This window comes from Streptomyces malachitofuscus, from assembly GCF_055571035.1.
Genome location: NZ_JBVIGA010000027.1, coordinates 1 through 18,791, shown reverse-complemented (window position 1 = coordinate 18,791; position 18,791 = coordinate 1). Strand labels below are relative to the sequence as shown.

General features: G+C 69.1%; 7 protein-coding genes. 4 read left to right on the top strand and 3 right to left on the bottom strand.

The window, feature by feature from the left end:
* Positions 1-5: 5 nt before the first annotated feature.
* Together ACZ44S_RS31665 and ACZ44S_RS31660 are read left to right on the top strand one after the other, a co-directional pair.
* Positions 6-854 (top strand): DUF3558 family protein, encoded by an 849-nt coding sequence (locus ACZ44S_RS31665; protein WP_466935117.1) that lies wholly within the window; start codon positions 6-8, stop codon positions 852-854.
* Positions 855-942: 88 nt separating this feature from the next.
* Complete coding sequence (locus tag ACZ44S_RS31660) at positions 943-2,247, top strand: DUF2637 domain-containing protein (RefSeq protein ID WP_466935114.1); 1,305 nt, start codon at positions 943-945, stop codon at positions 2,245-2,247.
* A gap of 70 nt (positions 2,248-2,317) precedes the next feature.
* On the opposite strand, the gene lysS is transcribed toward ACZ44S_RS31660, so the two are convergent.
* Positions 2,318-4,060, bottom strand: a complete 1,743-nt coding sequence (lysS, locus tag ACZ44S_RS31655) for a lysine--tRNA ligase (RefSeq protein ID WP_466935111.1) — start codon at positions 4,058-4,060, stop codon at positions 2,318-2,320.
* A gap of 150 nt (positions 4,061-4,210) precedes the next feature.
* Here lysS and argS point away from each other — a divergent pair, with 150 nt between their 5' ends.
* The gene (gene argS / locus ACZ44S_RS31650) at positions 4,211-5,968 is read left to right on the top strand and encodes an arginine--tRNA ligase (RefSeq protein ID WP_466935108.1); all 1,758 of its coding nucleotides are present in this window, start codon (positions 4,211-4,213) and stop codon (positions 5,966-5,968) included.
* Between the two features lie 323 nt (positions 5,969-6,291).
* Here argS and ACZ44S_RS31645 read toward each other — a convergent pair whose 3' ends face one another.
* Positions 6,292-6,930 (bottom strand): DUF7919 family protein, encoded by a 639-nt coding sequence (locus ACZ44S_RS31645; protein WP_466935106.1) that lies wholly within the window; start codon positions 6,928-6,930, stop codon positions 6,292-6,294.
* A gap of 79 nt (positions 6,931-7,009) precedes the next feature.
* Positions 7,010-14,809: a ricin-type beta-trefoil lectin domain protein gene (locus ACZ44S_RS31640; RefSeq protein WP_466935430.1), complete on the bottom strand. Its 7,800-nt coding sequence runs from the start codon at positions 14,807-14,809 to the stop codon at positions 7,010-7,012.
* Between the two features lie 593 nt (positions 14,810-15,402).
* Between ACZ44S_RS31640 and ACZ44S_RS31635 the strand changes: the two genes are divergently transcribed.
* Complete coding sequence (locus ACZ44S_RS31635; protein ID WP_466935103.1) at positions 15,403-18,576, top strand: DNRLRE domain-containing protein; 3,174 nt, start codon at positions 15,403-15,405, stop codon at positions 18,574-18,576.
* Positions 18,577-18,791 lie beyond the last annotated feature (215 nt).

The window sequence follows — 18,791 nt, the reverse complement described above, 5'->3', positions numbered from 1 at the left end:
GCGTCATGAGTGAAGGAACCATGCAGCGACGAGCACAGCGAGAGCAGCCCGAGCGAGCGAAGCGCCTTACCCGCGTTCTTGTTGGCGCGGCCGTCGTCCCGGTGATGCTGATCGCCGCCGGCTGCTCCTCGGACTCCGGCTCCGACGACGGCAAGGACAAGGGTGCGGGCGCCTCCGCGTCGAAGTCCGCGAGCCCGTCCCCGACGGTGCAGGCGGCGGCGTACAAGAAGTTGCCCGAGGCGTGCGCGGTGCTGTCGAAGAAGACCCTGGACGATTTGGCGCCGAAGGCGAAGTCGGGCAAGGAGGGCAGTTCGGACGACGTCTCGACGCGTGCCAGCTGCTCCTGGAGCAGTCTGGACAACAACGGTGTGAAGGGCTCGCAGTTCCGCTGGCTGAATGTGTCACTGCTGCGCTTCGACTCCGACACCACCCGGGGTTCGGGCGACAAGCTGGCCCAGGAGTACTACGACAAGCAGGTGCGGGACGCGCAGGCGGCCGAGGGCGCCAAGGGCACCAAGGCCGAGCCGGTCACCGGGACCGGGGACGAGGCGACGGCGGTGCGTTACGACCTGAAGAAGAAGGAAGGCACCTTCAAGCAGCAGACGGTCGTGGCCCGCGTCGAGAACGTGGTCGTCACTCTCGACTACAACGGTGCGGGGCTGGCCGGTGACAAGACGCCGGACGCCGACGACCTGCTGAAGGACGCGACGAAGGCGGCCAAGGAGGCGGTGGCCTCGGTGACGAAGGCCAACGGCACGGGAACGGCGGGCAGTTCGCCGTCCGGCTCCGCGTCGGGGAAGGCGTCGGACGAGCCGTCGGCGTCGGCCTCGAAGCAGTCCTCCGACAAGGGCTGAGCCCTCTGAATCAGAACCGGCCACCCGTCCCCCGTACACATGTGCCACTCTGTTGCGCGCAACAACACGCACTGGGAGGGGAGTACGGGTGGCCGCGCCACTTCAGCTGACACGGACGCACCGGGTTCTCATCGGTGTGGTCGTGTTCGGGGCCGTGATCATCGCCGGTATCGGCTTCGCGGGTTCGTACGCGGCTGTCCGTGAACTCGCCCTGCAAAAGGGCTTCGGCAACTTCAGCTATGTCTTCCCGATCGGCATCGACGCCGGCATCTGTGTCCTGCTCGCCCTGGACCTGCTGCTGACCTGGATCCGCATCCCGTTCCCGCTGCTGCGGCAGACCGCGTGGCTGCTGACGGCGGCGACGATCGCCTTCAACGGTGCGGCCGCGTGGCCCGACCCGCTGGGTGTGGGCATGCACGGTGTGATCCCGGTGCTGTTCGTGGTCTCCGTGGAGGCGGCCCGGCATGCAATCGGGCGGATCGCCGACATCACCGCGGACAAGCACATGGAGGGTGTCCGCCTCACCCGCTGGCTGCTCTCGCCGGGGCCGACGTTTCTGCTGTGGCGGCGGATGAAGCTGTGGGAGCTGCGCTCCTACGAGCAGGTGATCAAGCTGGAGCAGGAACGTCTCGTCTACCAGGCCCGGCTCCGCTCCCGTTACGGACGTGCCTGGCGCCGCAAGGCCCCGGTCGAGTCCCTGATGCCCCTCCGCCTCGCCAAGTACGGCGTCCCCCTCGCGGAGACGGCCCCGGCGGGCCTGGCGGCGGCAGGCATAGAGCCCGCCCTGATCCCGCCGGCCCCCGAGGTGGCTGCGGGCAGTCGTGCCGACCTGGCTGCGGGCGGTCGTGCCGCCGGGGCGGCACGGGTGGGCGCGGCAGCACCTCCCGGCGAGCAGCGCCTGGAGCTCGAGGGCCATCAGAGCCCGGGTCCCCAGGACGACACCTCCAGCAACCCCTGGCTCCACGCCCGTGACCCGCAGTCCGTCGAGTACCACGGGGGCTACGACCCCACGTACGACCCCGACGAGGAGTACGCCCGCTGGTACGCGGAGCAGCAGCACGCCGAGCAGTACCAGGACCAGTATCAGGAGGAGCCGCCCCTCCAGGAGCCCTCTCCGGAGGAGACCGGCAGCTTCCCGATCCCGGTGGTTCCCGGCGGCCGCACCCGTGAGCTGGGCGAGGGCGGCGGCACTCCCGCGTCCGATCCGGACGAGGAGGCGTACTACCAGGTGTTCCGTCAGTCGATAGACGGCAGTTACCCCACGCCCCGCGTCCTGGGCGACAACATCGAGGCGACCTACGGCTCGACACTGAGCCCGAGCGCGTTGAAGGCCTTGGCCGAACGCTTCCAGGCGCGCCACATGGCGGAGATGGAAGAGGACCACATCGCGTAGCGCTATGCGCACGACGAGAGAGGGGGCGCCCGGTGATCGCCGGGCGCCCCCTCTCTTGCCGTGCTGCCGCTTACTCCCCGAGCAGGGCCCGCACCCGCTCCTGTCCCACCGCGAGCAGCAGCGTGGGCAGGCGCGGCCCTGTGTCCCGTCCCACCAGCAGGTGGTAGAGCAGGGCGAAGAACGACCGCTGGGCGGTCTTGATCTCCGGCGGCAGTTCCTTGGGCGTGGCGTCGGCCGAGAAGCCCGCCTGGACCTTCGGTACGCCGTAGACGAGGTGGGTGAGCCCGTCCAGGGACCAGTTGTCGGCGAGCCCGTCGAGGAGCAGGCGCAGGGACTGCTGTCCCTGCTCGTCGAGCGACTTCAGCAGCTCCGCGTCGGGTTCGGCGCGGACGATGGTGCGCTGGTCGGCGGGGACGTGGGTGTTGATCCACGCCTCGGCCTTGTCGTACCGGGGCCGGGCCTCGTCCAGTGAGCCCAGCGGGTTGGCCGGGTCGAGGTCGCTGAGGATGCGCAGCGCCTGGTCCTCGTGCCCGGCGGTGATGTCGGCCACCGAGGCGAGCGTGCGGTAGGGCAGCGGACGGGAGGTCCTGGGCAGTTCACCGCTCGCCGTGCGGACCGCGCGGGAGTGTGCGGCGGCGTCGGCGGGGAGGGCGGAGCCGTCGGCGACCTTGGTGTCGAGGCGGTCCCACTCGTCGTAGAGGCGCTGGATCTCCTGGTCGAAGGCGATCTTGAAGGACTGGTTGGGCCGGCGGCGGGCGTACAGCCAGCGCAGCAGCTGCGGCTCCATGATCTTCAGCGCGTCGGCGGGCGTGGGTACGCCGCCCCGGGAGGACGACATCTTCGCCATGCCGCTGATGCCGACGAAGGCGTACATCGGCCCGATGGGCTGCTTGCCGCCGAAGATCCCGACGATCTGCCCGCCGACCTGGAACGACGACCCGGGCGAGGAGTGGTCGACCCCGCTCGGCTCGAAGACGACCCCCTCGTACGCCCAGCGCATGGGCCAGTCGACCTTCCAGACCAGCTTGCCGCGGTTGAACTCGCTCAGCCGGACGGTCTCCGAGAAGCCGCACGCGGTGCAGGCGTAGGTGAGCTCGGTGGAGTCGTCGTCGTAGGCGGTGACCGTCGTCAGGTCCTTCTCGCAGTTGCCGCAGTAGGGCTTGTACGGGAAGTACCCGGCCGTGCCCGAGCTGCCGTCGTCCTCGGCGGCGGCGCCGGACCCCTCGGCGGCCTCGAGCTCGGCCTCGTCGACCGGCTTCTGCTGCTGCTTCTTCGCCGGGGCCTTCTTGGTGCGGTACTGGGCGAGGATGGCGTCGATGTCCGCGCGGTGCCGCATGGCGTGCAGGATCTGCTCGCGGTAGACGCCGGAGGTGTACTGCTCGGTCTGGCTGATCCCGTCGAACTCCACGCCCAGCTCGGCCAGCGACGCGGTCATCGCGGCCTTGAAGTGCTCGGCCCAGTTGGGGTGGGGCGAACCCTTGGGGGCGGGGACGGAGGTGAGCGGCTTGCCGATGTGCTCGGCCCACGACTCGTCGACGCCGGCGATGCCGGCCGGGACCTTGCGGTACCGGTCGTAGTCGTCCCAGGAGATCAGGTGCCGGACCTGGTGGCCGCGGCGGCGGATCTCGTCGGCGACGAGGTGCGGGGTCATGACCTCGCGCAGGTTTCCGAGGTGGATCGGGCCCGAGGGGGAGAGACCGGACGCGACGACCACAGGTTTGCCCGGGGCCCGACGCTCCGACTCCTCGATGACGTCGTCCGCGAAACGGGAGACCCAGTCGGTGGTCTCGGTGCTCTGAGCCACGATCGGCACGTCCTTCTCTCTGCTCGGGCAGCCGGTACGGTCGCACGGCTGACCGCTTCATTCTCCCAGTCCGGCCCGCATCCGCGAAAACCGCTTTTCACCGCGTGGGATACTCGGCTGTCGTAGCAGTCCACGAACCCGAGCAGAACGGCAGCCTCCATGGCCTCGGTCACGTCCCTCACCGACTCCGTCCAGCAGCAGCTCGCGTCCGCCCTCTCGGCCACCCGGCCGGAGGCAGCCGGCGCCGATCCGCTGCTGCGCCGAAGCGACCGGGCGGACTTCCAGGCCAACGGCATCCTCGCGCTGGCGAAGAAGGCGAAGGCGAACCCGCGGGATCTGGCGGCCGAGGTCGTCGCCCGCATCACCACGGGCGATCTGATCAAGGACGTCGAGGTCTCCGGCCCCGGCTTCCTCAACATCACGGTCGCCGACGGGGCGATCACCCGGAACCTCGCCGCGCGGTACGCGGACGGCGAGCGTCTCGGTGTGCCGCTGAACGAGAACGCGGGCGTCACGGTCATCGACTACGCGCAGCCGAACGTGGCGAAGGAGATGCACGTCGGTCACCTGCGGTCGGCGGTCATCGGCGACGCCTTGCGGGGCATGCTCGACTTCACGGGCGAGAAGACGATCGGCCGGCACCACATCGGCGACTGGGGCACCCAGTTCGGCATGCTCATCCAGTACCTGTTCGAGCACCCGGGCGAGCTGGCCCCGGCCGAGGAGGTCGACGGCGAGCAGGCCATGTCGAACCTGAACCGGGTGTACAAGGCCTCGCGTGCGCACTTCGACTCCGACGACGACTTCAAGGAGCGGGCCCGCAAGCGGGTCGTCGCCCTCCAGTCCGGTGACAAGGAGACGCTGGACCTGTGGCAGCAGTTCGTGGACGAGTCGAAGGTCTACTTCTACTCCGTCTTCGAGAAGCTCGACATGGAGATCCGCGACGAGGAGATCGTCGGCGAGTCCGCCTACAACGAGGGCATGCCGGAGACGGCCCGCCTCCTGGAGGAGATGGGCGTCGCGGTGCGCTCCGAGGGCGCGCTGGTGGTGTTCTTCGACGAGATCCGGGGCAAGGACGACCAGCCGGTCCCGCTGATCGTGCAGAAGGCCGACGGCGGCTTCGGCTACGCGGCGTCCGACCTGACGGCGATCCGCAACCGGGTCGGTGAGCTGAACGCGACGACGCTCCTGTACGTCGTGGACGTCCGCCAGTCCCTCCACTTCAAGATGGTCTTCGAGACGGCCCGCCGGGCCGGCTGGCTGAACGACGACGTCACCGCGCACAACATGGGCTACGGCACGGTGCTCGGCGCGGACGGCAAGCCGTTCAAGACGCGTGAGGGCGAGACGGTACGCCTCGAGGACCTGCTGGACGAGGCCGTCCAGCGGGCCGCGGAGGTCGTGCGGGAGAAGGCGAAGGACCTCACGGAGGACGAGATCCGGGAGCGGGCCGCGCAGGTCGGCATCGGGGCCGTGAAGTACGCGGACCTGTCGACGTCGCCGAGCCGGGACTACAAGTTCGACCTGGACCAGATGGTCTCGCTCAACGGCGACACGTCGGTGTACCTGCAGTACGCGTACGCCCGCATCCAGTCCATCCTCCGCAAGGCCGGCGAGGTCCGCCCCGCGGCCCACCCGGAGCTGGAGCTGCACGAGGCGGAGCGGGCGCTGGGCCTGCACCTGGACGCGTTCGGCGACACGGTCTCCGAGGCGGCGTCGGAGTACGCCCCCCACAAGCTGGCCGCGTACCTGTACCAGCTGGCCTCCCTGTACACGTCCTTCTACGACAAGTGCCCGGTCCTCAAGGCCGACACCCCGCAGCAGGTAGCCAACCGCCTCTTCCTCTGCGACATGACAGCCCGCACCCTGACCAAGGGCATGTCCCTCCTGGGCATCCGCACCCCCGAAAAGCTCTAACCCCACCCACACCCACAGGAACGGCCCCACCGGCCCCGAACAGGACCGGCCGGGGCCGTTCGGCTGTTCCGGCCTGCTCAACCGTAACGACACCGGGCACGGCCACCGAGACACCCACTTCGGCCCCCGCACGTGAACTCACACCCCACGGCTCTCCCAAGTCGCCGCTCCTTGCCCCCGGGTCCCTCTGGACGGCACTTCTCACAGGGTGGTACGACCGGCCGACCAGGGACGTTGTCCAATTCCCAATTCCTGCCAGTAACTGCCTGAGCGGCAGCATCTTCATGCTTGACACCTCGAACGCAAGAATTACATACCGAAGTTCACCGAACAACTTGATCGAAACCAAGCTTGACAATATCGGGAAGGGATTCGACGCGAATATCACGTGCGAACCCGGACAACTCAAGAAACCCAAGAGACCGGCCAATTTCATCACCCGCACCATCGACCAACTCTTCGTCCCGGATCGAATGCAACAGTGCCTCCAGCACCCGGGGATCTCTCCAATTCACGAGATCAATAATTGCCTCACACCGGGAGTCGAAATCCTCCGAGTCGTCGACCAGAACAGTCAGTAGCCGTTCTGCGCGCCAATCCCAGTCCAACCGGTTCACCTCTTTCAAGGTTTCCATGAATTCCCCGGGTGGGCGATACCCGTGATTTTCCACATAGTGCACGATCATCGCAGGTGCGGCGTAGGTATTCCCATTTCGACCATAGTAGCGATACTCCCCATTGCCCTCAAATGACTTATCAGGGGGGCAGAAATCACACTCGTGCGTGCCCAGCGTAACGCTTCCCAAACGCCGTGAAGCATCTCTGATTCGCCGGATGTCCGAGAGCGTCACATTCTGCACACCGCCACCTTGCACGCCATATTTGCGGCCCAGCCACCCAACCGAACGCATCGGGATCGGAAATTTCCTGTACTCGTAAGGCGAAAGGTCGAGAAATTCCATGGCACTTCCAAAATGGGAATCCCACGGGGAGGCATCAGGCCTCCCCGTGGGATGTCGGTCGATTCAGTCCCAGCTCATACTATCGGGGGTTCCTACCCCCTCGGCAGGCCGCCCAATGGCAGGTTCCCATGTTCGGCTGAAGCAAGTCACTCAGGAGCGTCCTCTCCTCAACGACGGTAGATCCGTTCCGGAATGTGAATCCCGGGCCCAGGGGTGCCAGGGTGTAATTGGGGATCTCATCACCCGGACCCGCAACTTGCGTCGGGGCCATCCGCGGGCCGCCAGGCCCAGAGATCCTCATCCCCTCCTGCCTGGAAATCGTGAACCCATGGTCACCGTAGAAGGCAACCGATGTGCCTTCAGGGACGATGACGGTTCCGTTCTCAGGACTCCAGGACCCGTGACCATGGAAGACAGTTTCACCGTCGCCACGGAAAGGCATGTCCGTGCGTGTTGCACCACCGGATGTGCCCCCGCCACTGTCCGACAAACTGTCGGAGTCACCGGTTCCGCAGTTGTGCACAAGGACTGGGGCAGCCCCCGCCAACACATGGTACGTGTGCGTGTCGCCGACGGTGAGGTTGTGGACCGTGGCGTCGGTGGTCGTCCAGCGCTCCACTGCGGAGACCTGGACATACGTGCCCGCGCTGGTCTGCAGCCACTGGCCGGGCTCGAGGGCCGTCGCGTCGATCCACTCGCGGAGCTCGGGGACCCAGAAGGGGTGGCCGTCGGTCGCGGTGACCTGGGCGGTCTTGGTGCCCTTGTCGCCGTCCGTGTCGATCGTGACCTTGACGAGGCGCTTCAGGCCCTCACCCTTGATCTCGGCGGTGACCGTCTCGATCCGGGTCTTCCCCGTCTTCGGATCGGTCGCGACGACCTTGTCGCCGGCCTTGACCTGCTCGATCGGCTTCGTGGTGCCGTCGGCCATCAGGACCTTGGTACCGGGTACGAAGCTGTTGTTGATCGGGCAGGAACCACCGCCGTCGGCCTTGCCGGACCCGCCGCTGCCGCTCGAGCCGCCGCTGCTCTTGGAGGAGCCTCCGGAGCTGCCGCCCGGCTTGGAGCCGCCGCCCTTTCCGGCGCCGCCCGAGCCCTTGCCGGTGGAGGACACCTTCGGGGCGGCCTTGGCCTGCGCCTGCTTCTGGACGGGGTTACCGGTTTTCTTGGTTCTCTGGGCCGCTTGGTCGGCGATTCTCTTCGCCCGTTCGGCGGCCTTCTTCTTGGCTCTCTGTGCGGCCGCCTTCTTGGCCTTCTCGATCGCCGCCTTCTTGGCCGCCAACGCGGCCGCCTCCGCGGCCTTCGCCTTCTTCAGGACGGCCTGTGCGAGCTTCTTCGCCTTCTGGAAGGCCTTGACCGCGCTGATCGTCCGCTCGACCGCCTTGATCACCTTCGGGATCTTGGCGAGCTTGGTCCACGGAATCGCGTCGACGACGATGCTCACGCACGACCACATGTCACCGCCGAAGCAGGCCATGGCGTCGTTGATGCCGATGAAGTCCTTCAGCGTCTCCCAGGCCACGGCGAGGATCACCGAGGTCAGGGACTTGTTCATGGTGGCGTGCGCCTGGGCGACCTGCGCCGCCGACAGGCCCGCGCCCGCCAGAGCCGCCGCCCGCTCGGAAGCCGTCAGCGAGATGGCCAGACCCGACGGGTCCGACATCGTCACCGGGTTGTTGTGGGCGTAGGCGTAGCCGTTCGACTGGAGCGGGTCGTTCAGGTCCAGCACCGGGTCGACGGACAGGAAGCGTCCGACCACCGGGTCGTACAGACGTGCTCCCAGCGGTACGAAGCCCGAGGCGTCGTCCCGGGGCGCTCCGAGGAACCCGGTGTGGGTCTGGAGGTTGACGCCGACGGTGTCGGCGCCGCGCTGGTTGCCGAACGGGTCCTGCTTGCGGATGCGGACCGGGTTGTCGGCCCTGAGCCCGACCTCCACGAAGGTGCTGCCCTGGTGGTCGCCGGCGAGGGCGACCAGTTGGTCGGCCCCTTCGCCGTAGGCGTACCGCATGACCGCGCCGCCGGGGGCGGAGTAGGTGCGCTGCGTGTTGATCAGCACACCGCCCTGCCCGATGGTGACCTCGGACTCGCTCAGGTGCAGCGTGGCCTGCTTGCCCTTGATCGTCAGCAGGCGGGAGCCGTCGGGCCCGTAGATGTGACGGGTGTCGTTCTGTGCCGCCCACTGCTGCTCGGCCTTGGCGGCGTCACAGGTGGCCAGCACGATCGGCGTCGAGTTCGCCGAGTCGGCGCCCTGCACCGTCAGGCACAGGCCCGACGCCACGTGCGTGAGCTGGCCGGAGGCAGTGCGCTTCAGCTCCTGCCCGGCCGAACCGTCGCACTTCTGGAGCTGGACGGCCGCTCCCGCCGTGTTCGCGGCCGGCTGCACGCACCAGGTGTCGTAGACGTTGAGCGTGCCCCGGTCGGGGTCGGTCTGCGTCGCGCCCGGTGACGGGGAGAACCGCCAGCTCTGTGCGGGGGAGGTGTTGCAGGAGTACAGCTGGATCTTGCGGCCCGCGGTCGCCAGACCGCCCGAGAGGTCCAGGCACTTGTCGGCCAGACCCACGTACGGGGTCTTGCCGCCGGCGCCGGCACCCTTGATCCGGTCGATCTTGCCGTCGTAGGTCCAGGTCAGCTCCTGCTTGTCGCCGTTGTCCAGCGAGGTGACCGACTTGGTCTCGCCGGTCAGCTCGTACAGCCGCTCGGCCTCCGCGGTGACCTGCGCCCCGGCCGGGGTGGCGTAGGTCTTGGACACCTTGGTCAGCGTGTGCGGCTGGCTGCCGTCGGCCTTGCCGTAGGAGTAGGTGCTCACGGCGTCCTTGGTGGAGGCGCCGGTGAGGTCCTTCTCGGTCAGCTTGGTGCGGTTGCCCAGCAGGTCGTACTCGTACTCCTGCCAGTAGCCGGACTTGTCGGTGCCGGCGGCCACGTTGAGGGTGCCGTCGGACTTGACCGGTCCCGTGCAGGAGGTCTGGTCCTCGGCGGTCCAGGCCTTCTTCAGCTGACCCAGCGGGTCGTAGGTGAAGCACTGGCGTTCCGCGATCCCGGTGGAGTGCTCCCGGATCGAGGTGACGTTGCCGGCCGGGTCGTAGGTGTAGCTGCGGTTGGAGACGAGGTTGCCGCCGACCACGGAGGTGTCGCCGGCCTGCTCGCGGTAGACCGACTGCTGCTTCAGCTCACCGCTGGACTCGTCGTACAGGGCCTGGGTCCACACCCGGTACGGCTGGGCGCCGAGGGTGGACCGCAGGACCTGGCCGTAGACGTCGTAGACGGTTTCCGCGCCGTACCAGTCCTTGCCGGAGACGGAGAGCGGCTTGCCGTCCTCGTTGTAGCGGACGACCAGCTTCTCGGCGTCGAACTTGCCGACCGCCGGCAGGGTGGCCGCCTTCAGCATGCCCTGGTCGTTGTACTCGTAGCCGTACGTGTACGACTTCGGCAGGCCCCAGCCGGTCGACAGCGACTGCGGCAGGGTCAGGGTGGTGGAGGTCGGGTCGTAGTCCTTGGTGTAGCCGTTGATCTGCTGGGTGAAGGCCTCACCGTCGGTGTAGCGGACGGCGGTGGCCGGCAGGCCCTTTCCGCCGGGGGCGCTGTCGTAGAAGAACTTCGACAGCAGTGTCCCGGTGGAGGTGTCCAGGCGCTGCTCGGTCGGCCGCGACAGGACGTCGTAGCCGTTCCACACCGTGACACCGCGGGCGTTGGTGGTGGTCAGCGGGCGGTCGCGGTCGTCGTACGACGTGCGCGTCGTGCCCGAGTCCGGGTCGGTGGCGGTGATCTGACGGCCGCGGTGGTCGTAGGTCCACTTCCACGGGTGGTCCGTGTCGGCGGAGCTGGTGGCCGTCACCAGGTGCCCGCGGCCGTCGTAGGCGTACCGCGTCGAGGTGAAGCCGCCCGGCGCCTCGGGGTTGAAGGTGTCGGTGCGGACGGTCCGGCCGAGGGCGTCGGTGTAGACGCGGTACGAGGAGGCGCCGGTCGGGTGGATGACCTTGGACCAGTCCTCGCCGTACTCGTACCGGGTGGCCCGCTCCGGGACCGGCTCGGAGGACGACTCGCCCGTCAGCGGGTCCTTGACCTTCAGGACCGGCGTCTCCTGCACCACGCGGCCCAGGCCGTCGTAGGTGTAGCGGGTGATGTTGGGGACGGCCGTGTCCGCGAGCGGCTGGAACAGCACGCCCGGGGTCGCCTCGTCGGTGTAGTAGGCGTTGTTGGTCTGCCAGACCTCACCGGCACTGTTGTAGAGGGTGTCGGTGATCAGGTGTCCGCGTCCGCCGTCGGCCTCCTCCTGCGTCTGGCGCTCGCGGCCGAGTCCGTCGTAGAGGGTGACGGACTTCTCGACGCGGTCCTTGAAGCCCCGCGTGTACGTGGTGACGTACGGCGGCTTGTGGTCCGACTTCGCCGGGTCGTCCGGGTCGTACTCGGGGACCGTGTAGACGGCCCGGAAGTCCGGCACGGCGGAGGACGACGGGGTGCGGCCCGGTGCCCAGGCCTCCAACAGGCGGCCCAGCGGGTCGTATTTGGCCTCGCTGACGTGGCCGTTGGCGTCGGTGGTCCGCAGCGTGGTGGCGCGGCCCGGCTCCAACTCCTGCTTCTCGGTGTGCCCGACCGCGTTGGCCGTGGTGATCTCGAAGACCTGGCCCGTGGCCGGAGAGTAGGTGATCGACCCGGAGTTGCCGTCGGGGTCGGTCTGCTTCACGACGCGGCCGACGGCGTCGAACGCGGTGGTGCCGTCGCTCTGGAAGCCGGTGCCGGAGCCGTTGAGCGTCCAGGACGCCGTGGCCAGACCGCGCGTGCCGGAGCCGAGCGCGGTGCCGTAGGCCTGTCCGTCGTACGCGGTGCGCGTGGCGCCGCTCAGCGTGGACAGGTCGGTGAAGTCGGCGGCGGCGCACGTCGTCGGCGAGACGAGGGCCTGCTTGCTCAGGCCGATGAGGTTCTTGCCGGTGTGGTGGACGTACTCGAGCTTGGTGCAGGACTCGTCGCCCGACTTGCCGGTGTCGCCGAGCGACTCGACCTGGACGGGCAGGCCGTGGGTCTCCTCGTACGTCGTCTTCGTCCTGACGACCCGCTCGGTGCGGGTGTCGTCACCGGTGCCGGAGGACTTGGTGTACGCGATCTCCTCGGGCTCGGTGACCCGCCAGGCCCGCAGCGGGGACAGCCCGTCGTCGCGGTTGCGTCTGGCGAGTTCGGTCACGGCGGGGACGGTGACGCTGCGGGACAGCCAGTCCGTGTCGGCGGCGTCGGCGCTCGTGTAGGTCAGTTCCTCGGCGATGCGGCCGGCGAACGCCTCGCGGTCCTTGGCTATCTCGGTGCCGGTGATGTCGGTGACCGGGACGGTGTCGCCCATGCCGCGGAAGAAGCGGGTGACCGCCTTCGACCGCTTGGCGCCGACGGACGGTTCGTCCTGGTCGGGCCCCGTGATCACCGTGGTCTGCTCGAAGCCGGCGAAGGTCGAGTAGGTGCGGGTGGCCTTCTTGGTGAACTCGGCCTCGGCCAGCCGCCAGCCGGCGTTCTTGTAGGCGTAGGACGTCTTCGTCGCGAACGCCCCGTCGACGTTGGGCAGTTCCTCGATCGACTGCACCACGTACTTGTGGAACCAGTCGATGTCCTGGACCTCGGGGTCCGGGTGCCAGTACGACGGGTAGCACAGCCGCGTGTTGGACTTCAGCGCGCCGGTGTCGGACTTGCCGGGCAGGCCGGTGCCGGTGGCGCAGTCACCCGCGGCGGGTTTGTAGGTGACGACGGTCTCGCCGCCGTACTCGTTGATGACGCGCGCGATGCGCAGCCGGGAGAAGCCGGGACGCGGGTCGGTGGAGCCGCGCATCACCCGGTTCGGCATGTCCTCGGCGTTGGGCTCGAAGCGGACCGCGTTCAGGGTGACGCTGTCGTCCGTGGAGCCGTTGCGGGCGTAGCCGGTGCGCTGGACGGACTCCAGCCACAGGGCGGTGTTCGGGCCGGTCCGCAGGACCGGGAAGCTCTGGGTGAGCTGGTACCGGTCGACCACCTGGCGGGCGTCGGTGTCCGTGCGGCGCTGCGCGGAGGTCTGGATCTCCGTCAGGCGCTTGCGGGTCCAGAACGTCGGCCCGGCGTTCCAGCACTTTCTGGTCTGGGTCGAGGTGACGGGCTCGCAGTTGAGGTCGGCCGGAGTGTCGTACCAGATGCGGTACTTGCCCGGGTCCTTGTCCGTGAAGTTCGCGTCCGTGCAGGTCAGCGAGGATTCGGTGAAGCAGCGCTCGGCGACGGTGAAGCCGACGCGGGCCGGGGCGGTCGCCGTGAAGAGGCTGTCCTTGCGCTGGCCGTAGTAGATGTGGGAGAGGTAGCCGCCGCGGTCGTAGACCACGGGCGCCTTGAAGTTGAAGTTCCGCGCGTAGTGGTTCTTCTCCTTCTTCCACCACAGCGACATGGCGTTGCCGTGGACGTCCTCGACGTAGTCGAGGTTCCACCGCCAGGCCTGGGTGCACCACGAGCCCGGCCAGTCGCCGGCCTTGTAGCAGTCCTCTCCGGCGTGGTTGCCGTAGACGGGGACGGTCAGCACGGAGTCGGTGACGGGGTCGTCCGTCGACCAGCCGGGCAGCTTGTGCCGGCCGAAGTGGTAGCGGGTGCCGTCCCGGGTGGTGACCACCCAGTACTCGCCGTCCTTGGCCCCGTTGCCCGAGGTGTTGTCGCGGATCCGCTCGATCGTGGAGCCGTCGCCGTTGGCGGTGAACCACTCGTTCTGGGTGTCGTCCCAGACCAGTTCCGTGGTCGTCCCGCCGAGGGAAAGGGTGGCGTTGTTCGAGCCCCAGCACAGGTCGGCGGTGCGGTGCGTGGCGTTGTTCGACCCGGACTTCTTGGAGTCCTCGCGGCAGTTGGCGTAGGTGCGGGTGATCGAGCCGGGGTTGTAGTCCCAGCCGTCGCCGATCCAGGAGGCCTGGTTGTTCGTCGCCGAGGTGCGGCCGTCCACGGACTGCGAGGAGTAGCCGAGGGCCACCTTCGGCATCAGCCCGCCGGCGGCCTCCGGCACCTGGACGGCGTAGCTGTAGGTGAAGGCGCCCGAGGAGGCGCCGGCCGACCAGGAGCCGGAGGACAGCAGCGGGGTGGCGCTGAAGTCGCCGGCGGCCGAGGCGCCGGTGTCCATGGCGCCGATCACCTGCGGGCCGGAGGCGTCCACGGCCTGGAGCGCGTCGCCGCGCGCGAACGAGGCGGTCCGCACCGAGGCACCCGATGTCGACGAGTCCGCGGCGGTGTCGCCCAGCAGGTTCGCGACCGGGACCGACCCGGTGAGGATCTTGCGGGCCGGCGCCTTGGCCGCGGCCTTGGTCTTGGTGGGTGCCTTCTTCGCGGGCACCACCTCGACCGAGCTGGGCAGCCGTTCCGCCTTGTCCTCGGCGGCGGCCTTCACCGACATGGTCGTCGTGCCGCCCTCGGCGGCGCAGTCGCCGCTGTCGGGGGAGGTCAGCACGCAGTCCGGCAGCAGCACCAGGCCGAAGCGCTCCGCGGCCTGGGGGCCGTAGAGGTCCGCGAAGCCGGTGGTGTCGACGGCGAGCGCGACCTGTGCCGCCGGATCGGCGTCGGCCGGCGGGGTGACCTGCATGATCATGCCGGAGACGCCCGCGTCCTGGGACGCCGTGGGCGCCGCCAGGTCGACCTGCCACTCACCGTCGAGGGCGGCCGGGTCGGTGCCCTCGGGGACCCCGATGGCGACCGGCAGGCCGTTGGACAGCGGCACCGTGCTGCCCGGCGCGGTGGTCGCGTCGAGGGTCGCCGTGCCCGTACCGTCCGTCCACGGCGTGACCGCGACCGGTTCGTAGGGGGTGACGGGGACCTCGGGCGCGGTGGTGAGGTTCTTCTCGGCCTCCTCGTCCCCGCCGATCGGGACGTCCTCGGGCAGGTCGGGAAGGTCGACCCCCGCACGGTCCATGCCCGGACCGGGGATCGCCCACGCGTCCGCGCCGAGGCTGGTCACCGTCAGCGTCGAGGACAACAGAAGGACGGTCGCCAGGCGGCTGTGCCGTCGGCGCCGTCGTTGTGACTCCGTCACGGCCAGGCGTCCCCGCCCCAGCCATGACAGCGGACGTTGAGCACGCATACGCGTCGTCGACTCCCACCAGGCAAGCGAATCCAGAGGCACGTGCCTGATCAGGCGCATGCGTGCCCGAACCCTCTGTCATGCACGGGGCGCAATTCAAGATCGCTGCACGGGCCGGAATCCGGGCTCCTGTGATCTGCGTCACCCGTCATAGGGGGTCAGGGAGCCGATGTGCGCATCAATGCGAAACGGCGCGAAAATCCCTGTCTATGCACTGATGGCCAGCAATCAAATCGAACAACCGAGACATGTCCGATCGGAGGCCAAGGGCCGGCCAGGCCTTCATCACAGCCTTATAAATTCTTCACATATGGACGACCCGCGCCGATCGTGTGATCGTGTCGGCGCTCATGCCCCGCGGCCAGCCGACCGGGGCTGTCTGTGCTGTCCGCATTCGCCTGGTCCACACGGGAGTAACCGCAGCCGTGTCCGCGCCGCCTCGTTTTCTCAGCCCGTTCGTGCGCACGCGCACCCGGCTGACACTCAGCCTCGGCCTCCTCGTGGCCACCCTGACCGCAGCCCTGCTCCCCTGGTGGCTGCCCGACGACCCCTCGGCGTCCCGCGCGAACCGGGCGACCGGCGCACGGGAGGCCGACACCGGCCCCCGCGACGAGGCCGCCGCCCAGGCGGAGGCCCGGCGCACCGGCAAGCAGGTCCTCGTCGACACCGCCACCACGCCCACCTCGCTGACCTGGGCCCGGCCCGACGGCCAGATGCGTACGCAGATGTCGGCGACCCCCCGGCGGGCGAAGAACGCCGAGGGCGAGTGGGCCGACATCGACACCCGGCTGCGCCGCACCGACGCCGCCGACGGCCTCGGCATCCGCCCCGCCAACCCGGCGGCCCCGGTGCGCTTCGCCGACGGCACGCGCGGCGGGTCCCGCGCCGAACGCTCCTTCGCCCGCGCCCCGCTGACGGACGCCCGGGCGGAGGGAAGCGTCCTGGCCGAGATGGACGTGGCCGGCCACACCCTCACCTACACCTGGCCCGGCACCCTGCCCGAGCCGGTTCTCGACGGCCCCCGCGCCCTCTACCCCGAGGTGCTGCCCGGCGTCGACCTGCTGCTGGTCGCCCGCGAGGAGGGCGGTTTCGCGCAGCTCCTCATCGTGAAGACCAAGGAGGCCGCGCGGAACAAGGCCCTCGCCACCGTCTCCTACGGGCTGCGTTCCGACACGGCCGTCTTCCGGCACGACAAGAGCGCCGGCCAGGTCCTGGTACTCGGCAAGGACGGCAAGGAGATCGGCTCGATCCCCACCCCGTTCGCATGGGACTCCGCCGGCCGCGACCCCGAACTCCCCCAGCCGGGGGCCGAACCGCGGACCTCGGTCGCCACCTCCGCCGACGTGCTGAAGCTGTCCGGCCTGAGCGGCATCGAACCGGGCGCCCGCAGCGCCCCCCTGCCGCTGCGCCTGACCGGTGACGAGACCGGCAGCGCACGGCTCGAACTGGACGTCGCCGAGACCGGTCTGCTCACCGACGCGGACGTGACGTTCCCGCTGTTCGTGGACCCGACCGCCACCACCGGCTGGGCGGCGTGGACGACGGCCTACAAGCCGTATCCGAACACCAGCTTCTGGAACGGCACCAACTTCAGCTCCGGAACCTCCGACGCCCGCGTCGGCCACGAGGACGACACGGGCGGCACCGGCCGCTCCTTCTGGCGGATGCAGTTCAAGAGCTCCATCAAGGGTGCGAAGGTCACCTCCGCCTACTTCAAGGTGCTCAACAACCACTCCTGGTCCTGCACCGACCGCCAGTTCCAACTCTGGCTGACCGGGGGCATCTCGACCGGCACGACGTGGAACAAGCAGCCGAGCTGGTCCAGCGAGATCCAGCGCAAGTCTTTCGCGCACGGCTGGTCCAGCTCCTGCCCGGACGCCTACGAGTCGTTCACGGTGACGAGCGCCGCGCAGAAGGGCGCGGACGGCGGCTGGTCGAGCATCACCTTCGGCATGCGCGCCAGCAGCGAGTCCGACACCCAGACCTGGCGCAAGTTCCGCGCCACCTCGGCGACGCTGGAGGTCAACTACAACCGTCCGCCGAACGAGCCCACGGCCGGCAAGTCCTCCCCGGGCGGCAACTGCGTCGTCGGCGGCACGGGCGTGACGGTCGGCAAGACCGTCATCACCCTGTCGGCGAACGCCACCGACGCCGACGACAACCTCAGCAAGCTGCGCTTCCGTTTCTGGAAGAACGGTGACACCAGCACCCGCAAGGAGTACCTGGTCACCCCGAACAGCAACGGCACCGCCAGCCAGCCCATCCCGGTCGACTTCCCCCTGACCGACAAGACGGCCTACGCCTGGGACGTGCGCGCCGAGGACTCCGGCGGTCTGGTCTCCACCTTCTTCCCGCCGGGCACGTCACCCTGCATCCTCACCGTCGACGGCAGCGGCCCACCCCAGCCCCAGGTCGACAGCACGGACTTCCCCGAGGCGACCTCCGACGGCATGACCTGGACCAAGGTCAAGTTCGGCTCGACCGGCTCGGTCACCTTCACCTCCCCGGGCGCGAAGAAGTTCCGGTACGCCTTCGAGGGCCTGGGCTACAAGGACCTCCCCGCCGACTCCAACGGCGTCGCGACCGTCCCGGACCTGAGGCCCGAGCACGCCGGACCCACCCGCCTGAACGTCTACGCCTTCGACCAGTACGGCAACCCGAGCGTCCGCACCGACTACAACATGTACGTCCCGCCGCGGGACAAGGCCGACGGGCCCGGCGACACCGGCGGCGACGACATCCCCGACATCCTCATCGTCAACTCCAGCGGCTACCTGTACACCTGCCCCGGCGCCCCCGACGGCGAGCTGTTCTCGTGCATGCAGTCCTCCTACACGGTGGACGACTCCGGCGAGACGCGGCTGAACCCGGCCGGCCACTGGTACGACCCCGCCACGGACAAGGCGGCCCTGATCACGCACTACGACGACGCCTACCCGGGCGACGGCTCCACCGACCTGTTCGCGGTCTCCCCCGACGGCGGGTTCTGGCTCTACCCCGGTGACGGCTACGGCAGCTTCAACGTGGACAAGCGGCTGAGCATCCGGCTGCCCTCGAACGCCCCGGCCCCCTCGACCTGGACCCAGATCAAGGCCGTCGGCGACATCACCGGTGACAAGCACCCCGACCTCGTGCTGCGGGCCGGCGCCGCGTTCTGGACGCTGTCCGGCTACACCGGCGCGAGCTTCGAGACCGCCACGCTGATGAACGACGACGCCTGGGCGCGCCGCGACATCGTCAACGTCGCCGACATCAACGGTGACAGCACACCCGACCTGCTGTGGCGCAACCTGGACAACGGCAACATGTACGTCCGCCACGGCAAGCCCGGCACCGAGGGCGGCGTCGACCTCGTATCGATCAAGCTGGCCGCCAACTCCCTGAACGGGGACGTCTCCTACGGCACCAGCTGGACGGAGTCGAACGTCTCGACGGCGCTCGGCATCCCGGACGTCAACGGTGACGACATCCCCGACATCTGGGCCCGGTTCGGCGGCGACGGCCAGACCCGTATCTACCACCCGTCCCGGACCAACACGGGCTCACCCGTCAAGATCGTGCTGTCGACGGACTGGAGCACCCTGAAGGCCCTCGGCTGACGCGTCCACCCAGACGCCCCCTGCACCGAGCCCCGGCAACCCCACGTGGGAGGCCGGGGCTCGGGGGGGGGGGGGGGGGGGGGGGGGGGGAGGGGGGGGGGGGGGGGGGGGGGGGAGGGGGGAGGGGGGGGGGTGGGGGGGGGGGGGGTTTTGCCCTTCTGCGGGGTGTTCTCCGAGTGCGAGGTGGCGACATGGCACTCGATGCCCGACTTGGT

What these genes read in the sequence shown, in the direction of transcription:
- ACZ44S_RS31665 (WP_466935117.1), top strand. Translation starts at nt 6, where the DNA reads ATGAGTGAAGGAACCATGCAGCGACGAGCACAGCGAGAGCAGCCCGAG.
- argS (WP_466935108.1), top strand. Translation starts at nt 4,211, where the DNA reads ATGGCCTCGGTCACGTCCCTCACCGACTCCGTCCAGCAGCAGCTCGCG.
- ACZ44S_RS31645 (WP_466935106.1), bottom strand. Translation starts at nt 6,930, where the DNA reads ATGGAATTTCTCGACCTTTCGCCTTACGAGTACAGGAAATTTCCGATC.
- ACZ44S_RS31640 (WP_466935430.1), bottom strand. Translation starts at nt 14,809, where the DNA reads ATGGACCGTGCGGGGGTCGACCTTCCCGACCTGCCCGAGGACGTCCCG.